Below are 22403 nucleotides of genomic sequence, written 5' to 3' on the forward strand. Positions count from 1 at the left end.
ATGCTATTAAAGTATGTAACATATTACTATTTCGAATACTAATTATCATAACACTCAAATTATATAAACAATGAAAACAGTTAAAAAAGTTCTTTTTACAACTGCAATCGCATCTTTTGCTTTTGTTGCTTGTAAAGAAGAAAAGCCAGAAGAAAGATCTGCAGGAATCATTATAGAAAACATGGATACTTCTGTAAAAGCATCTGACGATTTTTTTAGACACGTAAACGGTACTTGGATAGATAGTACATCAATTCCAGAAGACCGAACATCTTGGGGTGGTTTTGGTGAGCTACGTAAAAAAACAGATGAAGATGTTTTAACTATTTTAAATGAAGCTATCGCTCAAAAAGATTTTCCGAAGATAAAAGATGCGCAAGGAAATGAAATAGATTCAGATCAAGAAAAAGCAGTAAACTACTACCAAACAATAATGGATACTGTTGCTAGAAACAAACAAGGTAAAGCACCTGTTATGCCTTTTTTAGCTAAAATAGACGAAATAAAAACAAAAAAAGATGTACAAAACTACATTACAAATATGGCGCCTTATGGTGGTGCTGGTTTTTATGGTTTTGGCGTTTATAACGATTTAAAAAACAGTAGCCAATATGCAGGTTATATGGGTGGTGGTTCTTTAGGTTTATCTAGAGATTATTACGTAGACGCAAAAGTTGCAGATAAATTGGCTAAGTACGAAATATTTGTTGCTAAAATGCTTCAAGAATTTGGTGATGATGAAGCTACAGCTAAGAAAAATGCAGCTACAATTGTTGCTTTTGAAACTAGTTTAGCAACACCAATGATGACTAAAGAAGAACGTAGAGATACTCGTAAAATCTATAACCCAATGTCTGTTGCAGAGTTAACAAAGTTAGCACCAGCTATAGATTGGCAAGCTCATTTAGAAGGAATTGGTGTTACAGATTTAGAAACAATTATAGTTACAGATCCTGGTTATTTTAAAGCTATGAGTAAAATTTTTACAGATAGATCTGTAGAAGATATGAAATTATTATTCCGTTGGAACACTATAAACAGTTCTTTAAGTTCTTTATCTACAGATTTAGAAACTGCAAACTGGGAGTTTTATAGCAAAGAAATGCGTGGTGCTAAAAAACAACGAGCAAGAAACGAGCGTGCTTTAGGTAACTTAAACGGTGCTGTTGGTGAAGCTTTAGGTAAATTATACGTAGAAAAAATGTTTCCGCCAGAAGCAAAAGCCAAAGCAAAAGAAATGATTGACAATGTGATGTTAGGTTTCGAAAAAAGAATTGCTGGTTTAGAGTGGATGAGTACAGAAACTAAAGAAAAGGCTTTAGAAAAACTACATAAATTAACTGTTAAAATAGCGTATCCAGATGTTTGGAAAGACTACTCAGAATTACAAGTTAAAGGTTTAGAAGATGGTGGTTCTTATTTCGAAAACAGTATTAATGTTACAAAATGGAACTACAACAAAAATATGGCTAAATTAGGTAAAGAAGTAGACAGAACAGAATGGGGAATGTCTCCGCAAACTGTAAATGCTTATTTTAACCCTACAAATAACGAAATTGTTTTTCCAGCTGCAATTTTACAACCTCCGTTTTACGATTACAAAGCAGATGAAGCTGTAAATTATGGTGGAATCGGAGCTGTTATTGGTCATGAAATTTCTCATAGTTTCGACGATTCTGGATCACGTTTTGACGGCGACGGAAACCTTAAAAACTGGTGGACTGAATCAGATTCAGAAAAATTTGCAGTAATAGGTAAGCAATTGGTAAAACAATACTCAGATATTATTGCTATAGATTCTATGCACTTAAATGGCGAATATACGTTAGGTGAAAACATTGGAGATTTAGGTGGTGTGCAAGCAGCTTATGAAGGTTTACAAATCTTCTTAGAAAAAAGCGGCAGACCAGAAAAAATTGATGGTTATACACCAGAACAACGTTTCTTCCTTTCTTGGGGAACTATCTGGAGAACAAAAATGCGTGATGAAGCACTTAAAAACTTAATCATGACAAATACACACGCTCCAGGAATGTACAGAGCATATATGCCTCTTAAAAACGTAGATGCTTTTTACGAAGCTTTCGATGTTAAAGAAGGTGATAAAATGTACTTAAAACCAGAAGAAAGAGTTAGAATCTGGTAAGGTCGCAGACCTTTTTGGTATAATTTTCTTTTTCTAAAATTTATACATTAAAATTCAAAACCGATACGAAAGTGTCGGTTTTTTTTATGTTTTTTGGGCGTTACCTAAAGGTCGCGCTTTTCGCACTCGCTTTTTATTCGTTCCTCATAAAAGAGCTCAAACAAATGCTTCAATCGCTAACGCAGGCGTACTTGCTGTCTTATTTACAACAAGAAATCAAATAGAAACCTTATTTTTGCAAGATGCTAAAAGTCCAAAATATCTCTTTCGGGTACACTAAAAACAAAATGGTTTTAGACAACTTTAACTTCAATATAAAAGAAGGAGAACACCTATGTGTTATGGGAGAAAGTGGCTGCGGAAAATCGACACTTTTAAAAGCAATTTACGGTTTATTAGATGTAAATAAGGGAACCATTTTTTGGAAAGATCAACAAGTTCTAGGGCCAGAATTTCATCTAGTTCCAGGTATGGATTTCTTTAAATATGTAGCACAAGATTTCGATTTAATGCCTTACATTTCTGTATCAGAAAATATTAAAAAATTTCTGTCTCGATTTTATCCAGAAGAAAGCGAAAAAAGAACACAAGAGTTGTTAGAAGTTATAGAAATGAAAGCTTTTGAAAACACAAAAGTTAAAAATTTAAGTGGCGGACAAAAACAACGCGTGGCAATTGCAAGAGCTTTGGCAAATGAACCAGAATTACTATTGTTAGACGAACCTTTTGGACAAATAGATAACTTCAAAAAAAACTCTCTAAGAAGAAAACTTTTTGCATATTTAAAAGAAAAAAATATTGCGTGTATTGTTGCAACGCATGATAAAAATGATGCGCTTTCTTTTGCAGACAAGCTGCTAATTATTCGTAATCATAAAATACTGACACACAACACACCAAAAGAAATTTATAAAAATCCAAAACAAAAATATGTTGCTGCATTATTTGACGATGTAAATGAAATTGAAATAAATGGCAAGACAATTTTATTATATCCGCATCAAATAAAAATTGTTGATAATTCTGAAACCAACGCTATTGTAAGAAACGCGTACTTTAAAGGTTCTTTTTGGTTGATAGAAGCTGAATTTGAAAACCAAATTGTATTTTTAAATCATACAGATTTTATAGAAACCAACACTAAAATTAAGCTATCTCTAAAATCTTAAATGCATTTCCGTTAAAAGAAATTGTTTCGCCTTTTTGTTTTCCTAAAAGCAGTTTCCCTATTGGCGATGAGACTGAAACTGCAAAATAAGTTGTGTTTTCAATAGTTAAATGGCCTGCAGAAATACTCAAAAAATAATTTGGCTTATCCGTATAAACAATACTGCCTAAATGTGCATTCTTCGAAGTTTTAGAAATATCAATTTTTGCTAATATTTCTTTCATTTGAGTAATTCCAGCCAATTGTTGGCCCGCTTTCTCCATTTCTAATTGCAACATTGCTCTACCAGTTTCGTGCTTATCTCCTGCAGAACTTTTAGTTTCTGTTTGTAATGCTTTTTGATTAGAAGAAATAACTTCTTCTATATTTTGTAAACGTTTATTTACAAATTCTTCGCATTTATTGTAAAGTTCTTCTTTAAGTTTCATTGTTAAGCGTAAATGCAAATGTTCCGTAATTTCCATGATGAGAAATAGAACAAGATTGAGTTATCTTTTTTTCTTGATGATAAAATAATGGCGCACCAATAGAAGATTTTCTTTTTGTTATTTCTTCTGGTAGCACGTTAATTATTAATGCTAATTTAATTTTTAAATCTTTATCTACATTATCTGCTTTTCCAATTTTTGAAAAAATAGAAGTTGTAGTTGCCTTTTGTTTTGCAATAGTAGAAAGATAAAACAAGCTAAAAATTGTAGTTGTATAAAAGATATTGTCTTCAAAAATTACAGTTCCTTCATCTTTAGAAATTAAATTACATTCAAATTTTAAAGGAGCAAAAAAACGTTTTTCAACTTGTTGTGTATAACATTTATAAGCAGCTTCTTTCATAGACCAGAATTGCCAAACTTGTAAAAACGGATTTTTAGATTTTAAGATTATATCTTGTTCACTTTTGGTAAATTGTTTCTCTAAAAAACCATCTCTTTGCCAATTACTTTGAGTTTTAGCAAGGTTTAAATCAACAATATCATTACCAATATTATCCATTCATTTTTTCTTGAATAATTGCTACAGTTGCTTTTACAGATAACATTTTTTCCATAGAATCGTTGTCTATTTCTATCTTAAATTCGTCTTCAACATCTAAAATAATATCTACTAAGTTTGCTGAATTTATTTCTAAATCGTTTATAAAATCTGTGTCTTCAGAGATGTTTTTAAACCCATCTTCATTTTGAACATAAGGCTTTACAATAACTGTTAATTTGCTTATAATTTCTTCTTTTGTCATTTTTATTCTGAATATTTTTTAAAGATAACACAAGCATTCACATCACCAAAACCAAAGCTTGCTTTTGCTAAAATAGTAATATCTTTCTCTATTATTTTTGTTGGAATTTTATCCGTAGAAATTAATGTTGTAATTTCAGAATCTACATCTTCACAATTTATATTAGGAAACACAAATTGCTCTTTAATTTGTAAAACAGCTGCTACAGATTCTATGGCTCCTGAAGCTGCTAAACAATGCCCAACCATAGATTTTAAAGAATTTATATAAGGAAAATTAGTTCCTTTTCTATTCAAAGCAAGTGTCCAGTTTTCTATTTCTAAACTGTCTTTTGATGTTGCTGTTAAATGCCCATTAATAACATCAATTTCCGCTGCAGAAATTTCTGAATCTAAAATGGCATCTGTAATACAATTCTGAACTGCTTCTGCATTTGGCGCAGTTAAGGTTCCGCCATTTCTTTGCCCGCCAGAATTTATATTTCCTCCTAAAACCTCTGCGTAAATAGTTGCTTTTCTTGCCAAAGCACTTTCTAAAGATTCTAACACCAAAGCTCCTGCTCCGCTTCCAGGAACAAAACCAGAAGCAGTTTCACTCATTGGTCTCGAGCCTTTTTCAGGCGTTTCATTATGTTTATAAGACATTACACGCATAGCATCAAAACCACCCCAAGTATATAAACTACTATCGCTAGAACTACCAACTAACATTCGTTTTGCTTTGCCACTTTGTATTCTCTCAAAACCCATTAATAATGCTTCTGTACCTGTTGTACAAGCAGATGAATTTGTGGTTACTTGATTTCCTAAACCCAAAATTCCGCCTAAATAAGCAGAAATTCCACTTGCCATTGTTTGCACCACAGAGGTACTTCCTAAACGTCTTACATTTTGATCATCAATTTTATAAATTGCTTCTCTAAATTTTTCGATTCCTGAAGTTCCTGTTCCAAAAATCAAACCAGAATCGTAATCTAAATTTGAGTTTTCATCAACAGAAAAACCAGCATCTTTCCATGCATCAACACCTGCCATCACTCCATATAAAATAGAGGTTGAATTAAAACCACGTAATTGCAAAGGCGATAAATATTCGCTTATTTTTTCTTCAGAAACACTTGGAATTCCGCCAATACAACAAGAAAAACCTTTGTCTTTTAAGTTCTGATGAAACGTAATGCCAGATTTTCCTGTTTTTATTGCATTTGTAAATTCTTGCAAACCAACTCCGTTTGGGGCAACAACGCCTAAACCTGTAATTACAACTCTGTTTTTTACGTATGTTGAATTCATTTCAGTATTTATTTAGCGATTATCATTCCAGAAATAGTTCCTCTACAAACCAATTCATTTTTAGAGTTTAACATCTTTACTTTGCATTTTAGTTTATTAAATCTAAAAAACTCTTTCTCTGAAATTACTGTTACTTTTTCATTTGGTAAAACCGGTAAAAAGAAATCTATTTGGTTAGAAGTTAACGCAATTTGTGGTTTTTTATCCGAAGAAATTTTATCTTTTAATAAGAAAACACCTAAAGAAACAACACCAATTTGTGCCATTGTTTCCGTTAAAATAACACCAGGCGTAATTGGATTTTTTTTAAAATGTCCTTCATAAAAAAATTCATCTTCTCTATAAGTATAATTTCCCGTAATTCCATTTTCTGAAATTTCTATCAATTCATCAACAAACAAAAATGGTTTTTTGTACGGTAATAATTTTATGATTTTAGTTGAATTCATCTTATTAATTTTACCATTCTAACAAAATTCTTTGCGCAGAAAAACCAGGACCAAAACTTAACATAATTCCTCTTTCTCCTTTTTCTGGGTTTCTATCCATAAAACGCTCTAAAACATATAAAACCGTTGCACTAGACATGTTTCCGTACAAACGTAAAACTTCTTTTGTATCGTCTATATTTTTTCCTAAAACACCAAATAAAGCTTCTACTGTTTGTACAATTTTCTTTCCTCCAGGATGAAAAATTAAATGGTCTATATCTTTAATAGTTAAGTTGTTTTTCTCTAAAAAAGGATGAATGATTGCTGGAAAATGATCTGAAATTTTCTGCGGAACTTCTTTATCTAAAATCATTTGTAAACCAGTATTTACCAATTTAAAACCCATCATATTTGTAGCATCATAAAAATGATACATGGCTTCATCAATAATTGCAGGACCTTTATCATCTTCAAAAGAAGACAAAATAACTGCAGAAGCTCCGTCTCCAAAAATGGCTGCAGAAACAATATTTGTCATAGAATAATCTTCTAGCTGAAACGTTGCTGTTGGTGCTTCTACTGCAATTACTGCAGCTCTTTTATTAGGGTTAGATTTCAAGAAATTCTTCGCATAAATAATACCAGAAACTCCTGCTGCACAACCCATTTCTGTAACTGGCAAACGTACAATATCTTGTTTCATTCCTAATGAATTTATTAGATACGCGTCTACAGAAGGAATCATAATTCCGGTACAACTTACCGTAATTATATAATCGATATCCGTTGGTTTTAATTTGGCTTTATCTAAAGATTTTTTTAACGATTTTTCTGCCAATTGCACAACTTCTCTTGCATAAATATTATTTTTTTCTTCAAAAGATGTGGCAGTAAAAACTTCTTCAGGATCCATTATAGAGTACCGTTTATCTACTGCAGCTCCTTCAAAAAGTTTAATAACTTTTCTCTGAAAACGAGTATCTTGATCTTGCATCCATAATTTTACAAACGGAATAATATCTTTAGTTTCTCTATAATATTTTGGTAGTTGCTTTGCAACCGATGTTATTTTTACAGCCATTTATTTTTTTATTATCCAAAGAAAACGAAATGCCCATTTCCATGAAATTCTTGGTTTTACTTTTATTTGTCTAGATATATTTTCTAAATCTTTTCGTTTAAATCCTCGTAAAACTGAGGTTAAACCATCTTCAATAATCATTTTATTAGAAATAAAAATAGATAATAACATAAATAAATAATACGCTAATTTATGTCTGTGTAAATCGTTTACAACAATTCCTATTTTTGCAGATTTTATTGAATTCTCTAAAAAAGAAACCAGTTCTGGTTCTTTAAAATGATGTAAGAATAAAGTCGCCAAAACCACATCGAACTTTCTTTTTTTAAATTCCTCAGAAAAAATATCTTGTGTTTCAAAAGACAATTCTGGGTAATTTACAGACAACTCATTTGCATAATCTATAGCTGTTGGGTTTGCATCTACTCCAATCAATTTAAATTTATAATTATTCTTTCTTCCAAATTTTGCAACATCTCGTAAAATATCTCCATGGCCACAACCCACATCTATAATTATAATTTCTTTGTTTTTAGGATGTTTTTTTAAAATAGATTTTAAGCCATTTACAGTCACTTTATTACCTCCTAACCATCTATTTATATTTTCTAATTTATCTAAAGTATCGCGTAATAAATCTCCACCAATAGAAAAATCATCCATTAGTTCTTCTTTATCTGTTCGTTGTTTTGTGCTTATGAAAAAATCCATTAATTTTCTATTGGTTTTCCGTGAGTTTGTTTAATAATTATGGGTAATAAAAAAGGAATTTTCTTTAAAATTGATAATAAAAGTGAAGCAATTTTGTCTTTTCTAAACAACATAGCAATAAAATGCCCCATTTTTAAACGCCATTTAAATTGCTGATTCCACTGTCTAATATACTGCTTTTCAAGATCCTTTCTTGTCTCGATAGTACCATTCAAGTAATTTAGAATCAATTTAGACGCAATTTGTGCAGCTTGTATGGCCATACTCATTCCGTTTCCACAAAGTGGATGAATCATTCCCGCAGAATCACCACACATTATCATATTATTTTCTACTGGTTTTTTTGTTTCAAATGAAATCTGACTAATAGAAAGTGGTTGTTCCCAAATTGGTTCAGAATTCTGAAACATTTCTTTTAAAAACCTATTTTTAAAAACTACATTTTCTTGAAAATCTTCTATGTTTTTATACTTTTTAAAAGAAGAGAAATTAGTGATATAACACAAATTAATTGCATTATTTTCTACTTTAGAAACCCCACAATAACCACCTTTAAAATTATGAAGTGCCACTAAATTTTCTTGAAAAGTACCTTTTACATGTATTTTTACACCTAAATATGGCGATTTCTTTTTGATAAAATCTCTCTCTAATTTTACGTCTAATACAGAACGTTTACCAAAAGCACCAATACAAATTTTAGAATAAAAACTTTTATTTTCTTTGGTTTCAATATTAAAAAAATCTTCTTTAAAATCTACATTTAAAACGGAATCTTGTAAAATTATAACGCCATTTTCTTTGGCTTTTTCTGATAAAATAAAATCTAATTTGTAACGAGAAATTCCAAATCCGCCCAAAGGTAATTTTGCTGTAATAAGTTTATTTTTTGTAGTTGATAATTGAAACTCTTCAATTTTTACGGCACCAAAATTAAACGGATTAATATCTAAATATTCTAAATAAGGTAATACTTCATTCGAAATATATTCGCCACAAACCTTGTGTTTTGGATATTCATTTTTTTCTATCAGTAAAACTTTTTTTCCGAATTTAGACAAATTGATTGCGTTGCATAATCCTGCTAAACCTCCACCAATTATTACAATTTCAAAATTTTTATTCATCTAACAAATTTGCTAAATCTTTGCCCACTAAACTTCCAATAGCAACTCCCATTCCGCCCAAACGAACTCCGCAAAAAACATTATTTGAAACTTGTTTTACAATTGCTTTTTTCTGCCCTTTTAAATTTTTAAATCCTACGCCCATAATTCCACTCCATCTATGTGCTATTTCAAAATCTGTATTTGGCAAAATAGTTTCTTTTAAAATACTTTCTAATTTATTCTGAATAATGTCTGTTTTACCAAATAAGCTAGTTTCTTCAGTTTTAAAATCTAGATTTCTTCCACCACCAAACAAAATTCTATTATCAATATTTCTGAAATAATAGTAACCCTTATCTAAATGAAAAGTACCTTTTATATGTAAGTTTTTAATTGGTTTTGTTATTAAAACTTGTGCTCTTGCAGGTTTTACTTTTTCTTCTAGTAAATTATTAGCAAAGCCATTGGTAGCAATTAATAATTTACCTGTTTTAAAGGTAATTTTATCCGTTTTTACTTCAACATTATTTCCAATTTCTGTAAAAGCTTTAACAGAAATATTATTTAAAATTTTAACGCCTAATTTCTGCACTTTATGTAATAATTCAAAAGCCATTTTACCGGTATCTATTTGTCCTTCAAAATTATTTACTAGGTATTGATTGTGTATTTTTTGAAATCTAAAAATATTCTCTGAAGTAGAGAAAACATCTGCATTAAAAATAGGTTTTAAAAGTTGATTGATTTCATTTTTCTTAGATATACAATCTTCAAAAAAAGCTTCATTTTCACACAACTCAAAACCTTTATTTTGCTGAAAATGGATGTTTTTATCTCCTAAATTATTTCTTAATAACTGTAAGCCTTTCCAACGTTTGTCTACCAAATTAAAAACCTCTTCTGTAGTATGAGACTTTAAATCATCTATAATTTCAGACAAACTCCCAAAACAGGCAAAACCAGCATTTTTAGTACTTGCACCTTGTGGTAACATCCCTTTTTCGAGAATTAAAATATTTGCTTTTGGGTGCTGTTTCTTTAACTGTAAAGCACAATTTAAACCCACAATTCCGCTACCAACAATTGTAAAATCTACGTTGGTAAACCATTCTTTTAATTCCCAATAACTGTAATTCATCTACACGTTTTTTTCGAAACAAATACTATTTTTCATTCCAACATATTGTCCGTAATTTTCTATTACATTGTAATTGCATTTCTCATAGAACTTAACAGCTGCTTTTTGTCTTTTTCCGGTTTCTAAAATACATTTAGATAAACCCAATTCTTTTGTCCAAGTTTCTAATTCTGCTATTAATTTTTGTGCTAAACCTATGCTTCTATAATCATTAGAAACATACATCCTTTTAATTTCCATAGTAGAATTGTCAAACTTTTTAATAGCGCCACAACCCACCGCAACTTTATTAACATACAATATAACCACATGTTTTATTACATCAATATTATTAAATTGATTGTAAAAATCGTGCTCATCTTTATCAGTAATTTTTAAATAAGCATCTAATTCTTTTACCAAGGTTATAAAATCTTGATGTGCTGCGTTGGTTCTAATAATTTCTGAATTCATTTCTTTATTCTTCTTCTTTAAAAAAATCTGATTCCTTAAATTTTAACTTTAACTGTACCCAAACAGGTTCTTTAATTTCGGTATTTAAATTACCAAAAGAAAGCCCCAATAATCTAACTGAATTTGGCAATTCATCTTGAAATAACAACTCTTTTACTACAGGAAAAAACTCTTCTTTTTTCTGCATAAAATAGTTTTTTGTTTTGCTTCTGGTTTGTTGTGTAAAATCAGAATATTTAATTTTTAAAGTTATAGTTTTCCCTTTGGTATCTGCCTTTAACATACGTCTTTCTAACTCGTCTGCAATTTTATCTAAACGCTCTAACATGTAAATTTCCGAAGAAATATTTTCGCTAAAAGTTCTTTCTGCTGCTAACGATTTACGAATTCTGTTTGGTTTAACTGCACTGTTATGAATACCTCTAACAATATTGTAATAGTGCACACCAGATTTACCAAAAAGCTTTACAAGTTCTTCTAAAGAACGTTTTTTTAAATCATTGCCAACAAAAATACCGTTGTTGTACATTTTTGCAGCTGTTACTTTACCAACACCATAAAATTTATTTACCGGTAATTCTTCTAAAAACTGAATTACCTCATCTGGATGTACCGTTTTTTGCCCGTTTGGTTTGTTAATATCAGAAGCAACTTTGGCAATAAATTTATTAATAGAAATTCCTGCGGATGCTCTTAAACCTGTTTCTTCGAAAATTTTTTGCCGTATTTCTCTTGCGATTTCATTGGCAGACGGATTTCCTTTTTTATTTTCTGTTACGTCTAAATACGCCTCGTCTAAAGATAGCGGTTCTACTAAATCTGTGTACTCGAAAAAGATTTCTCTTACTCTCGCAGAGATTTCTTTATAACGCGCAAAATCTGATTTTACAAATATTAAATGCGGACATTTTTGTCTTGCCAAACTACCGCTCATAGCAGATCTTACACCAAATTTTCTTGCCTCGTAACTTGCCGCAGAAATAACACCTCTTCTACCTTCGCCGCCAACAGCAATAGCTTTTCCTTTTAACTCTGGATTGTCTAATTCTGCAACAGATGCATAAAACGCATCCATATCTACATGAATTATTTTTCTAAAAGGCGGTTGCAATTCCATATGTCTAAATTACGAAGTTAGACAGGAATATCATTAATTATTTTAATAGAAAAACTATTCTTTATGCTAAAAAACGAAGGCATAAATTTTTAACTTCTTCTAACTCTTTTGATAAGTTTTCTTGTAACCAAGGATGTGAAACATTAAAAACATGATCGGCATTTTCAATAATTTCTAATTGACTATTTGTAGACCAAAATTCAATTTTTTGACCTTCTTTTAAAGAAATTGAGGTATCATTGTCTCCGTGAATAATTAATAACGGTATTTTTAAATTCTTTACAGCGTTTTCTATAAATAACCGATTTTCGTTTTCTTTAAAATTGGTGTAAAATTGATAAAAATGTGGCATATTTTGATTTGTTCGTCCATTTAAAACATATTTTACACCGTTTTTACGCCAATTTTCTAAATCGCCAATTGTAGAACTTCTACTACCAAAATCTGAAACCGCGGCAAGTGTAATTACCTTTTTTACTCTCGAATCTTCGTTGGCTTTCAGTAATACAATTCCACCTCCTCGACTATGACCAATTAAAGCAATATGATTCAAATCGACATCATTTGTAAAATTTTCTTCGGATGAAATCCAATCCAATACATTTTCTAAATCGTCTAATTCTTTGGTATAATTATTATTACCGAAAGCTTCTAAATCGGGAAAATCTATCGGTTGTTCTGCTGTACCACCATTATGCGAAAAATTAAATTTTATAAAGAAAAAACCTGCTTTTGCAAATGCTTCTGCCATTAAATTCCAAGCGCCCCAATCTTTAAAACCTTTGTAACCATGACAAAAAATTACTACTTTTTTGGGTGTTTTATCTTCTTTGTAAAAAACGTCTGTTACAATCGGTTTTTTATGTTTTCCTAGCACTAGAATATTCTGTATAACTTTCATTTTAAACAAATTTTAAAGAACGAATTTTAAAAGTGTACATAACGCAAAAACAGCAGTTAAAACACATAGAAATAAGTTGATATGATTGGTAAATTTACCTGTTTTTTGCTTAATTACAACTGCAAATTTACCGTATATTAATAAAATAGAATATGTACCAAAAACTGCGCCTACAACAAAAAAAAAGTTAGAAACTGTATTGAAACTAAAAGAATTAAATGCAATAAGTATGGCTACAAGTGTACAGAAAAACGGAATTGCAAACATGTTTAACAAGGATAAAATTACGCCTGTAAAAAAAGAGTTTTTTGTTTTAATTTCAGTTTTCTTTTGTTCTTTTTTATGCTGTACATAAAAGTAAATCGATAACAATACAAGAACCAAAACACCAGTTTTTTCTAAAAATGCTATTAAAACAGTGTTCGTAGAAAAATATTCTAAAATGTAAACAGAAATGTAAACCTGTATAAAAACTACCAACAAAACACCTAAGGTAAAATTTGTAAATTCTTTTTTGGTAGCGTTTAATCTAATTTTTAAAGCCGTCATGTTTAATACACTAGGCAGTGTAAAACCTAAAAAGGCCCCTAAAAAACCATAAAGAAATATAGAAAACATAAACACTATCTTGTATAAAAAATCAGTCGGCTTACAAACTTATTCATTACTTTTCTAAATTAAAAAAACATTTTTAGTATCGAAAATAAGGCAACAAATCCTGTTAAAATTGATAGTACTAAGTTTATATCCTTAGTAAGTTTTCCTGTTTTTTGTTGAATAATTTTTGCATACTTTCCGTAGAAAAATAGAATATAAAAGGTTCCTAAAACAGAGCTTATTGTAAAAATAAATGTATCTAAATTTGAATAATTAAATATATTATAAGCATTTAATAAAATGATTACACCACAATAAAATGGTATAGAAAACATATTTAAAATCGAAAGAATTATACCCGTTAAAAACGGATTCTCTTTTTTAGAATTGATTTTAGCTATTTTAATTTTACTTTTTCGAGATTCTTTATAGTAATAGTAACTTAAAAATATAAATATAATGGTCGCAATTTTTTCTAATGTTACCAAAATAGAAGGATTGTCTGCTAAAAAATTGGTTAAAGTAACTGCTATAATTATTTGAGGTACTACAATAATTGCTACTGCAAAAGCATATTTATAAGCTGCTTTTTTTCCGTTGGCTAAACTAACTTTTAAGGCTGTCATGTTTAAAAGACTAGGTGTAATAGAGCCTGCAAAAGAGAATAAAAAGCCTAAGAAAAAGAGAAATAAAAGTTTCACATATTTTATTTATACAGCAAATATAATAGATTTCCTAGAGCAACAACACCTGTTAATGCACCTAAAATAAAATCCATTTTTGTAGCTATATATGTTAACTTGTGTTCTATATTTTTTGCCACTATTGCATACAAAGAATATAAGGTAAAAGAACCTATAGTAGAACCTATAGAAAAGTAAAATCCGTTTAAATAAGAATATTCAAAATAATTTAAACCTATTAAAAGTGAAATTGTAGTAAAGTAAAACGGAATTGCAATTGTGTTTAAAGAAGACATCATTATACCATGTAGATAGGCTTTTGATTTTGGGATTTCTTCTTTTACTTTTTTCTCTTTTGATGAAAAATGCAATCGGAAAAAATTTAACGACAATAAAAATAAAATACCTGTTCCTATTTTTTGAATTAAGGAAATATATTCAGAATTTTTCATTAAAATACTAGATAAATATGCACCAATATTTGCTTGAAAAAATAAAACTGTTGCATAACCTCCAATAAGATAAAAAGCTGCTTTTTTTCCGTTTCTAAGGCTAAACTTTACAACTGTTAAATTTAAAAAACTAGGCGTAATACTGCCAGAAGCCGCAATTATAAATCCTAAGATTACACAGATAATAAAGTTCATACTTATATTTTATATCTACAAAAAAACAAAAAAACGCGTTAAAAAATTAACGCGTTTCAATTTTATAATAACTTATAAGAAAATGTTGACTAAACAATTCCTTGTGCTAACATAGCATCTGCTACTTTTACAAAACCAGCAATATTTGCTCCTTTAATGTAATCAATAGATCCATCTTCTTGTGTACCGTATTCTACGCAAGAATCATGAATATCTTCCATTATATCTTTTAATCTTTCATCTACTTCTTTACGAGACCAGCTTAAACGTAACGAGTTCTGGCTCATTTCTAATCCAGAGGTTGCTACACCACCTGCGTTAGATGCTTTACCTGGGGCAAATAAGATTTTTCCTTTTTGAAACTCGTGAATTGCTTCTGGTGTAGAAGGCATATTTGCTCCTTCAGAAACACACATACAACCATTTGCTATTAATGTTTTTGCTTCTTCTCCGTTTAACTCATTTTGAGTTGCACATGGTAAAGCTACATCACATTTAACAGACCAAGGTCTTTCTCCTGCCACATATTTTGCATTTGGATACTTCTCTACATATTCACTAATTCTTCCACGCTTTTCGTTTTTGATATACATTACGTGTTGTAACTTTTCTGAATCGATACCTTCTTCGTCTAAAATATATCCTCCAGAATCAGATAAAGTTAAGATTGTAGCACCTAATTCTAATGCTTTTTCTGCTGCGTATTGTGCAACATTACCAGAACCAGAAATTACTACTTTTTTACCTTCGAAAGAATCTCCTTTGCGTTTTAACATGTTGTCTGCAAAGTATACGTTACCGTAACCTGTAGCTTCTGGTCTAATTAAAGAACCACCCCAAGATTGTCCTTTACCTGTTAATACACCTGTAAATTCGTTTTTAAGTTTTTTATACATACCAAACATAAAACCAATCTCTCTAGCACCAACACCAATATCTCCGGCAGGTACATCTGTATTAGAACCAATGTGTCTAAATAACTCGCTCATAAAAGCATGACAAAAACGCATAATTTCGTTGTCTGACTTTCCTTTAGGATCAAAATCAGAACCTCCTTTACCACCACCCATTGGTAAAGTTGTTAAAGAGTTTTTAAACACTTGTTCAAAAGCTAAAAACTTTAAAATACTAGCATTTACAGTTGGGTGAAAACGCAAACCACCTTTATAAGGTCCAATTGCAGAATTCATTTGAACTCTATAACCTCTATTTACTTGAATTTCACCTTTATCATCTACCCAAGAAACTCTAAAAGAAATTAATCTTTCTGGTTCTACCATTCTTAAAAGAATGTTTTTACCATGATAAATATCATGATTTACAATATAAGGTATTACAGTTTCTGCAACTTCTTGTACAGCTTGCAAGAATTCTGGCTCATGGTTATTTCTTGTTTTAACCATTTCCATAAACTCATTTATTTTTAACTCTATACTTTCAGCCATAATTTTTTATGAATTTAATAAAAATTTAATGGGACAAAGATAGTTAATTTCTGAATTCGCAAATAAAAAAAGTATTTTTATTTATTTCGAAGATATCCTTATTTCAATCGATTTCGAAAGCTCTTGTTGTTTTCTTAACTTTAGCTTGATAAAACTCTATAAAAAACACTAAATTTGTGGCATAATTTTACGCAAGAAATGTTAGACAAAGTAAAAGAACTTATTGGAGAGGTACAAGCATTTAAAGCTACAACCAAAGATGAAGTAGAAACATTTAGAATTAAATATTTAGGAAGCAAAGGTTTACTTAAAGATCTTTTTGCAGAATTTAAAAATGTAGATGCAGAATTACGTAAAGATTTCGGTCAAGCACTAAATAATCTAAAAAAATCTGCCGAAGGTAAAGTTGCAGAATTAACAGATGCTTTAGAAAGTAATACAACAGAAAAATCTTTTTACGGAGATTTAACAAGACCATCAGAACCAATAGAACTAGGTTCTAGACATCCTATTTCTTTAGTAAGAAACCAAATTATAGAAGTTTTTAATAGAATTGGTTTTACTGTTTCTGAAGGACCAGAAATAGAAGACGATTGGCACAATTTTACTGCCTTAAACTTGCCAGAATATCATCCGGCAAGAGATATGCAAGACACGTTTTTTATAGAGCAAGATCCAGATATTTTATTAAGAACACACACTTCTTCTGTACAAGTACGTTATATGGAAGAAAACGAACCACCTATTAGAACAATTTCTCCTGGTAGAGTTTTTAGAAACGAAGACATTTCTGCAAGAGCACACTGTATTTTTCATCAAGTAGAAGGTTTGTATATTGATACTGATGTTTCGTTTGCAGATTTAAAACAAACCCTTTTATATTTTACTAAAGAAATGTTTGGTAAATCTAAAATTAGATTAAGACCTTCTTATTTTCCGTTTACAGAACCAAGTGCAGAAGTAGATATTTATTGGGGATTAGAAACAGAAACAGATTACAGAATTACAAAAGGTACTGGTTGGTTAGAAATTATGGGTTGTGGTATGGTAGATCCTAATGTTCTTAAAAACGCCAATATCGATCCAACAAAATATTCTGGTTACGCATTTGGTATGGGTATAGAACGTATTGCAATGTTATTATATCAAATACCAGATATTAGAATGTTTTACGAAAATGATAAACGTTTCTTAGAACAATTTAAATCTATTATTTAATGAATTATTTTACACAGGTTTGGGATGAAAACAGAGATGATGAATATGCAGATTGGGGCAACTCTGTTTGGTATTTTGAAACGAATGATGCAGACCAAGTAATAAAACAAGTTACTATTTATGATAATGGTAAACTTGTAAAATATAGTGAAGATAATATAGAAGATAAATTTGGTGGTTTATGTGAAGGTGCATTAACCATTGATGATTGCGACGGAGAAGAAATTACAAAAGAAGACTTTTATAAAGTTTGGTCTTAATTGACACAATAAACTTTTAGATTTCATGAAAAAAGACATTCAAATACCAGAAGTTACGGGCGTAGAAATGGCTGTAGTTTACGAGTTTAATGATATTTACAACACCAACGATTGGAACATTTATATTATCAATAATAAAAATGTAGATTTAGAAATGATGGTGATTGTGTCTCAAGGTTTTTCTGATACAAAAACAACTTCTTTATTACGTAAAAAAGTAGAAAAACTTCCTGCGAATTCTTTTGCTAAGATTGAGTTTATTCAACCAGAATTATTCAAACTAAATAATCGTTTTCAGGTTACTTTTTTTGAAGGAAACACGTTATATGAAAAAACATTTATCTTTAAAGAAAACACTATTAAAGAAGGTGCTTTGCGTATGATAGACGAAATTAAAAAGCGTGGAATTTTAGCAACTTAATTATCTTTTATGTTTTGCTTTATAATATAGATAAAAAACACCTTAATTTTTAAGGTGTTTTTTTATTTTATATACTTATTAAGTGTAAACTAACCAACAACTACACAAAAAATTAATTACTTGTAATTTCTGTACATTTCTAAAGAAGCCCGCGTTAGCGATTGAAGCATTTGTTTGAGCTCTTTTATGAGGAACGAATAAAAAGCGAGTGCGAAAAGCGCGACCCTTGTGGTAACGCCCAAATTATTTAAATTAGTAAAAATCTATTGCAACAATGTTAACCAAAAAACCCAATTGCCAAATACAATAAAACGGTTATTACACCACCAATTAACGCGTAAGGTAATTGTGTTTTTACATGATCTATATGATCACTTGCAGACGACATTGAGGAAATTATAGAAGTATCGGAAATTGGAGAACAGTGATCTCCAAAAATTCCTCCTCCTAAAGTTGCCGCTACAACAATTGTAATATCTGCACCATGAATATTTGCCATCGGAATAGATATTGCCAACATAATTGCAAAAGTTCCCCAAGAGGTTCCTGTAGAAAAGGCAATAAAAGAGCTAATTATAAAAACTACTGCTGGTAACAACTCTGGTGACAACCAATCTTTGGTTGCATTTGCTACGTAAATACCAGTTTCTAATTCTTTACATGCATCACCAATTGCAAATGCTAATAACATTAATAAAGCCAAAGGCATTAATTCACTTATTCCTTTTAAAGTTAAGTTTACGGCTTCTTTTGGTTTTAGAATTCCTTGTATAAAATACATTAGAATTGCTACTAAAATAGCAGTTATAACTGCATATAAAACAGAAGAAGAACCAGAACCTTCTCCGATAGCTTGTGAGGCATGATTTATAAATGATGTAGATTCTTTTACTGCATCCCAACCTGTATAAATTAAATTAATAGGCATCATAAAAACCATTACCAAAAGTGGCACAATCATATTATAAGCCTTTGCTTGTATGCCTTCTTTAGGCGGAAAAGAGGTTACCTCATCAGAAACCATTGGTTTAGAACCTTCGTTCATTAATTTACCTGTTTCTTTGGTTCTTTTCTCTGCTTTTTTCATCAAACCAATATCTTTTTTAAATAAGATGGTAAAAAGCAAAATAGCGATTGCTAATAATGGATAAAAGTTATACTTAATTGCGGCAATCATTACAGAAAAGGGTTTATCGATACCTTGTGTTAATAACAAACCCATTATAAATGCGCCCCAAGCGTTAAAAGGAATTAATATTGATGATGGTGCAGAACTAGAATCTGCGATATAAGCTAATTTTTCTCTGGGGATTTTTAATTTATCAAAAATTGGTCTGTATAAAGTACCCACCGTTAAAGAACTAATGCTAGTTTCTACAAATAATAATAAACCTGTAAATGTTGCTAAAAGTTGCACCATTACTCTACTGTATCCTGTTTTTTTAGTTTCTAGTTTGGTAAGTTTTCTGTTGATAATATTTATAAAACCTTCTACACCTCTAGAATATTGAATAAATATTAACAGCGCACCAACCAAAGCACTAAATATTATGGTTCTTGTGTTTCCTTTCGATTGAAAAACATTTACCATACCTTCTATCATTGAAAGTGTTCCTTTTAATGGATTAAATCCTTCTATTATCAACCAAGAAAACCAAATTCCGAACAACAAAGCAATATATACTTGCTTGGTTCTTAAAGCTAAAATTATGGCAACAATTGGTGGTATTACTGATAAAAATCCATATTCCATATAAAAGTGTTTAAGATTGCTAAAGGTAATAATTTAGTTGGGTTTTTTAAAACTTCAATGTTTGTCGGAAAAAAGACCAAGTTTGTCGATTTTTATTTTTTTTCCTTAGATTCATTCTTTCATTTGTAGAATAATCTATAAATTTAAAATTATGAAAACTAGAAACTTAATCATTGCTCTTAGTTTGTTAATGTTTACTTCTTGTGTTGTTAAATCTTTAAACCCTTTTTACACAAAAGAAACCATTTCTTTTGATGAAAATTTTATTGGTGAATGGGAAGATTCTAAGAAAGGAAATTGGAAAGTAATAAAATTTGAAAACGTATTTTTATCCAATGCAAAAAAAAACTGGGAACCTAAATTTGTGAATGGATATTTAGATAACAAAGTAGAAATTTCAAAAAAAAATTTATCTAAAGAAGATAAAAAATTATATGCAGTATATAAAGACAGTTATTATATCTTAAGAGAAAATAAAAACAAGAAAGTGGCATTTATTGCCACACCATTTAAAATAAATAATCAGACTTTTTTAGATTTTATTCCAATAGATATACAAGATAATATAGATAACTTACTCGAAAGTCATACTATTTATACGCATAGTTTAGTTAAGTATGATTTAAGAAATAATGGAGAAATAGAAGTAAGGTGGTTAGATGAAGATAAGGTTGAAGCACTTTTTAAAGAAAAGAAAATTAAAATAAAACATGAAAAAATTGGAATAATAGATGACAAATATTTACTAACCGCAAAACCTGAGGAATTACAACGCTTTATTAAAAAATATATGGCTTCTAATGATTCTGAAAAATGGGAAACTTCAACAAAATTTACATTAAGTAGATTAAATGGAACAGATTAACACTTTTTTTAAAAGAACAAATTCTTATAATATAGTTGTCTTTAACACTATATTATGGGGATTTTCATTTCTTGTTTTATTGTTTTTATTTTCGGAAAATTTTTCTCCTTCCAAAATAGATTATGTATACACAATTGCATTTTTAATTACCATTATAATTCCAGTAACTATAAATCTATATATACTAATTCCATATTTTTTAAAGAATGAAAAATATGTGTTTTTTATACTCTTATTTATACTAAATTTATGGTTTTTCTCTCAATTAAATATTTGGTTTTTTAATTCTATAATAGAAGGCGTTTTTTCTGATTATTATTTTATTTCTTATCATTCTGATTTTAAAATAATAATAATTTTCGGTGCTTTTTTATTGGTAACAACTTTTATAAAACTTTCTGAAGATTGGTTGTATTTAAACCAGTTAGAGAACCGTACTTTAAAGTTAGAAAAGCAGCAAATAGAAAATCAATTATCTTCTTTAAAAGCGCAAATAAATCCGCATTTTTTGTTCAACTCTTTAAACGTCTTATATTCTTTATCTCTTGTAAATAAAGAAGAGACTACAGAAGCAATTTTAAGACTTTCAGATATTTTAAGATATCTTTTATATGATACAAATACTAAAAAAATAAGTTTAAAAGAAGAAATTATTTTACTTGAAAAATTTATCGATTTTCAAAAATCTAGGCATAAAAAACCTAATATTAATATTGATGTTGAAATTGATGATGACGAATTTGAAATTTACCCAATGTTATTATTACCCTTAATTGAAAACAGTTTTAAACACGGAATTAAAGGTGATACTGAAAATACATTCATAAACATAGAAATAAAGAAAAAGAACACCGAATTTTATTTCTTTATAGAAAATAATCTACCTGAAAAAAAAGCTGAAAATTTTGTTACAGTTGGTGGAATTGGTCTAAAAAATATCAAACGAAATTTAGCGCTTATTTATCCAAAAAATCACTCTTTTTCTACGCATATAATAAATCAAAAATTTCAAGTCTCTTTAAAAATTAAAACAAATGAATATTAATTGCTTAATTGTAGATGATGAGCCAGCAGCGCAATCAATTTTAAAAATTTTTATAGAAAAAATAAATTTTTTATCTCTTGTAGGAATTGCTAACAATGCTGTTGAAGCGCTGACCGAATTAAAATCTAATTCAAAAATTGACTTACTTTTTCTGGATATTAATATCCCAAAAATATCTGGTTTATCTTTTTATAAGTCTTTACAAAACCCACCTTTTGTAATTTTCACAACTGCATATCCAGAATATGCAGTAGATGGTTTTAGTGTAAATGCAATAGATTATCTCTTAAAACCATTCTCTTTTGATCGTTTTTTAACAGCTGTAAATAAAGTTGTAGATAAATTAGAAGCAAAACCTCTAACCGTAATTTCTGAAGAAACTATTTTAATTAAAGCAGATAAAAAACTTCATAAAATTGCTGTTTCTTCTATTTTCTATATCGAGGCTTTTGGCGATTATGTAAAGATTTATTTAGAAAAAGAGTTTCTTTTAACAAGTAGCACTTTCAAAAATATTTTAACATTACTTCCTCAAAAAAAAATTATTCAGGTTCATAAATCATTCGCAATAAATTTAGAAAGGGTACATATTCTCGAAGGAAATCAGATTTTGATACAATCTCGTAAAATACCTATTGGTTTAAAATTTAAAAACAATTTTTTAGAGAAATTTAAAAATGAATAAGTA

Annotated in this window: 25 protein-coding genes; 8 read left to right on the top strand and 17 right to left on the bottom strand. The window is 29.5% G+C overall.

Annotated features, from left to right (window positions below):
• The first annotated feature begins 70 nt into the window (after window positions 1-70).
• Together ACYPV9_RS00725 and ACYPV9_RS00730 are read left to right on the top strand one after the other, a co-directional pair.
• Window positions 71-2146: a M13 family metallopeptidase gene (locus tag ACYPV9_RS00725; RefSeq protein WP_459741265.1), complete on the top strand. Its 2076-nt coding sequence runs from the start codon at window positions 71-73 to the stop codon at window positions 2144-2146.
• A 242-nt stretch (window positions 2147-2388) separates the two neighbouring features.
• Window positions 2389-3315, top strand: a complete 927-nt coding sequence (locus ACYPV9_RS00730) for an ABC transporter ATP-binding protein (protein WP_459741266.1) — start codon at window positions 2389-2391, stop codon at window positions 3313-3315.
• Here ACYPV9_RS00730 and ACYPV9_RS00735 read toward each other — a convergent pair.
• From ACYPV9_RS00735 to gdhA, 16 genes are all read right to left on the bottom strand, one after another.
• Window positions 3293-3742 (bottom strand): 3-oxoacyl-ACP synthase, encoded by a 450-nt coding sequence (locus ACYPV9_RS00735; protein ID WP_459741267.1) that lies wholly within the window; start codon window positions 3740-3742, stop codon window positions 3293-3295. The two genes, ACYPV9_RS00730 and ACYPV9_RS00735, sit on opposite strands and share 23 nt — an antisense overlap.
• The gene (locus ACYPV9_RS00740; RefSeq protein WP_459741268.1) at window positions 3732-4304 is read right to left on the bottom strand and encodes a 4'-phosphopantetheinyl transferase family protein; all 573 of its coding nucleotides are present in this window, start codon (window positions 4302-4304) and stop codon (window positions 3732-3734) included. Before ACYPV9_RS00740 ends, ACYPV9_RS00735 begins: the two co-directional genes overlap by 11 nt.
• Window positions 4297-4548 carry an acyl carrier protein gene (locus ACYPV9_RS00745; RefSeq protein ID WP_299064345.1) on the bottom strand — a complete coding sequence of 84 codons (252 nt, stop codon included), beginning with the start codon at window positions 4546-4548 and terminating at the stop codon, window positions 4297-4299. Before ACYPV9_RS00745 ends, ACYPV9_RS00740 begins: the two co-directional genes overlap by 8 nt.
• 2 nt (window positions 4549-4550) lie before the next feature.
• Window positions 4551-5840 carry a beta-ketoacyl-[acyl-carrier-protein] synthase family protein gene (locus ACYPV9_RS00750; protein ID WP_459741269.1) on the bottom strand — a complete coding sequence of 430 codons (1290 nt, stop codon included), beginning with the start codon at window positions 5838-5840 and terminating at the stop codon, window positions 4551-4553.
• Between the two features lie 8 nt (window positions 5841-5848).
• On the bottom strand, window positions 5849-6289 hold the full coding sequence (locus ACYPV9_RS00755; RefSeq protein WP_459741270.1) for a 3-hydroxyacyl-ACP dehydratase FabZ family protein: 441 nt from the start codon (window positions 6287-6289) through the stop codon (window positions 5849-5851).
• A 10-nt stretch (window positions 6290-6299) separates the two neighbouring features.
• Complete coding sequence (locus tag ACYPV9_RS00760; RefSeq protein WP_459741271.1) at window positions 6300-7352, bottom strand: type III polyketide synthase; 1053 nt, start codon at window positions 7350-7352, stop codon at window positions 6300-6302.
• Window positions 7353-8063: a methyltransferase domain-containing protein gene (locus tag ACYPV9_RS00765; RefSeq protein ID WP_459741272.1), complete on the bottom strand. Its 711-nt coding sequence runs from the start codon at window positions 8061-8063 to the stop codon at window positions 7353-7355. It abuts the gene before it with no gap.
• Window positions 8063-9190: an NAD(P)/FAD-dependent oxidoreductase gene (locus tag ACYPV9_RS00770; protein WP_459741273.1), complete on the bottom strand. Its 1128-nt coding sequence runs from the start codon at window positions 9188-9190 to the stop codon at window positions 8063-8065. Before ACYPV9_RS00770 ends, ACYPV9_RS00765 begins: the two co-directional genes overlap by 1 nt.
• A complete protein-coding gene (locus ACYPV9_RS00775) occupies window positions 9183-10310 on the bottom strand; it encodes an NAD(P)/FAD-dependent oxidoreductase (RefSeq protein ID WP_459741274.1) in 1128 nt (375 codons plus the stop codon). Before ACYPV9_RS00775 ends, ACYPV9_RS00770 begins: the two co-directional genes overlap by 8 nt.
• Window positions 10311-10763: a GNAT family N-acetyltransferase gene (locus ACYPV9_RS00780; RefSeq protein WP_299064353.1), complete on the bottom strand. Its 453-nt coding sequence runs from the start codon at window positions 10761-10763 to the stop codon at window positions 10311-10313.
• A gap of 4 nt (window positions 10764-10767) precedes the next feature.
• The gene (gene dinB, locus ACYPV9_RS00785) at window positions 10768-11880 is read right to left on the bottom strand and encodes a DNA polymerase IV (protein ID WP_459741275.1); all 1113 of its coding nucleotides are present in this window, start codon (window positions 11878-11880) and stop codon (window positions 10768-10770) included.
• A 61-nt stretch (window positions 11881-11941) separates the two neighbouring features.
• Complete coding sequence (locus ACYPV9_RS00790; RefSeq protein ID WP_459741276.1) at window positions 11942-12781, bottom strand: alpha/beta hydrolase family protein; 840 nt, start codon at window positions 12779-12781, stop codon at window positions 11942-11944.
• A 12-nt stretch (window positions 12782-12793) separates the two neighbouring features.
• Window positions 12794-13399: a LysE family transporter gene (locus ACYPV9_RS00795; protein WP_459741277.1), complete on the bottom strand. Its 606-nt coding sequence runs from the start codon at window positions 13397-13399 to the stop codon at window positions 12794-12796.
• 59 nt (window positions 13400-13458) lie between these two features.
• Window positions 13459-14079 carry a LysE family transporter gene (locus tag ACYPV9_RS00800; RefSeq protein ID WP_459741278.1) on the bottom strand — a complete coding sequence of 207 codons (621 nt, stop codon included), beginning with the start codon at window positions 14077-14079 and terminating at the stop codon, window positions 13459-13461.
• A gap of 5 nt (window positions 14080-14084) precedes the next feature.
• Window positions 14085-14708 (bottom strand): LysE family transporter, encoded by a 624-nt coding sequence (locus ACYPV9_RS00805; protein WP_459741279.1) that lies wholly within the window; start codon window positions 14706-14708, stop codon window positions 14085-14087.
• 89 nt (window positions 14709-14797) lie between these two features.
• The gene (gdhA, locus tag ACYPV9_RS00810) at window positions 14798-16153 is read right to left on the bottom strand and encodes an NADP-specific glutamate dehydrogenase (protein WP_459741280.1); all 1356 of its coding nucleotides are present in this window, start codon (window positions 16151-16153) and stop codon (window positions 14798-14800) included.
• Window positions 16154-16351: 198 nt separating this feature from the next.
• Between gdhA and pheS the strand changes: the two genes are divergently transcribed.
• From pheS to ACYPV9_RS00825, 3 genes are read left to right on the top strand one after another with little or no spacing between them, the layout of a single operon-like run.
• On the top strand, window positions 16352-17371 hold the full coding sequence (gene pheS, locus ACYPV9_RS00815) for a phenylalanine--tRNA ligase subunit alpha (RefSeq protein ID WP_077810696.1): 1020 nt from the start codon (window positions 16352-16354) through the stop codon (window positions 17369-17371).
• Entirely contained in the window at window positions 17371-17631 is a 261-nt protein-coding gene (locus ACYPV9_RS00820; protein WP_299064359.1) for a hypothetical protein, read from the top strand. Before pheS ends, ACYPV9_RS00820 begins: the two co-directional genes overlap by 1 nt.
• 25 nt (window positions 17632-17656) lie before the next feature.
• Window positions 17657-18052 carry a hypothetical protein gene (locus ACYPV9_RS00825; RefSeq protein ID WP_299064360.1) on the top strand — a complete coding sequence of 132 codons (396 nt, stop codon included), beginning with the start codon at window positions 17657-17659 and terminating at the stop codon, window positions 18050-18052.
• A 277-nt stretch (window positions 18053-18329) separates the two neighbouring features.
• Here ACYPV9_RS00825 and ACYPV9_RS00830 read toward each other — a convergent pair whose 3' ends face one another.
• A complete protein-coding gene (locus ACYPV9_RS00830; RefSeq protein ID WP_459741281.1) occupies window positions 18330-19805 on the bottom strand; it encodes a Na+/H+ antiporter NhaC family protein in 1476 nt (491 codons plus the stop codon).
• Window positions 19806-19956: 151 nt separating this feature from the next.
• Here ACYPV9_RS00830 and ACYPV9_RS00835 point away from each other — a divergent pair, with 151 nt between their 5' ends.
• From ACYPV9_RS00835 to ACYPV9_RS00845, 3 genes are read left to right on the top strand one after another with little or no spacing between them, the layout of a single operon-like run.
• Window positions 19957-20670, top strand: a complete 714-nt coding sequence (locus tag ACYPV9_RS00835) for a hypothetical protein (RefSeq protein ID WP_299064362.1) — start codon at window positions 19957-19959, stop codon at window positions 20668-20670.
• Window positions 20657-21715: a sensor histidine kinase gene (locus ACYPV9_RS00840; protein WP_459741282.1), complete on the top strand. Its 1059-nt coding sequence runs from the start codon at window positions 20657-20659 to the stop codon at window positions 21713-21715. The genes ACYPV9_RS00835 and ACYPV9_RS00840 overlap by 14 nt, the downstream gene beginning before the upstream one ends.
• Window positions 21705-22400 (top strand): LytR/AlgR family response regulator transcription factor, encoded by a 696-nt coding sequence (locus tag ACYPV9_RS00845; protein ID WP_459741283.1) that lies wholly within the window; start codon window positions 21705-21707, stop codon window positions 22398-22400. The genes ACYPV9_RS00840 and ACYPV9_RS00845 overlap by 11 nt, the downstream gene beginning before the upstream one ends.
• Window positions 22401-22403 lie beyond the last annotated feature (3 nt).

It is taken from the genome of Polaribacter sp. OB-PA-B3 (genome assembly GCF_054589375.1).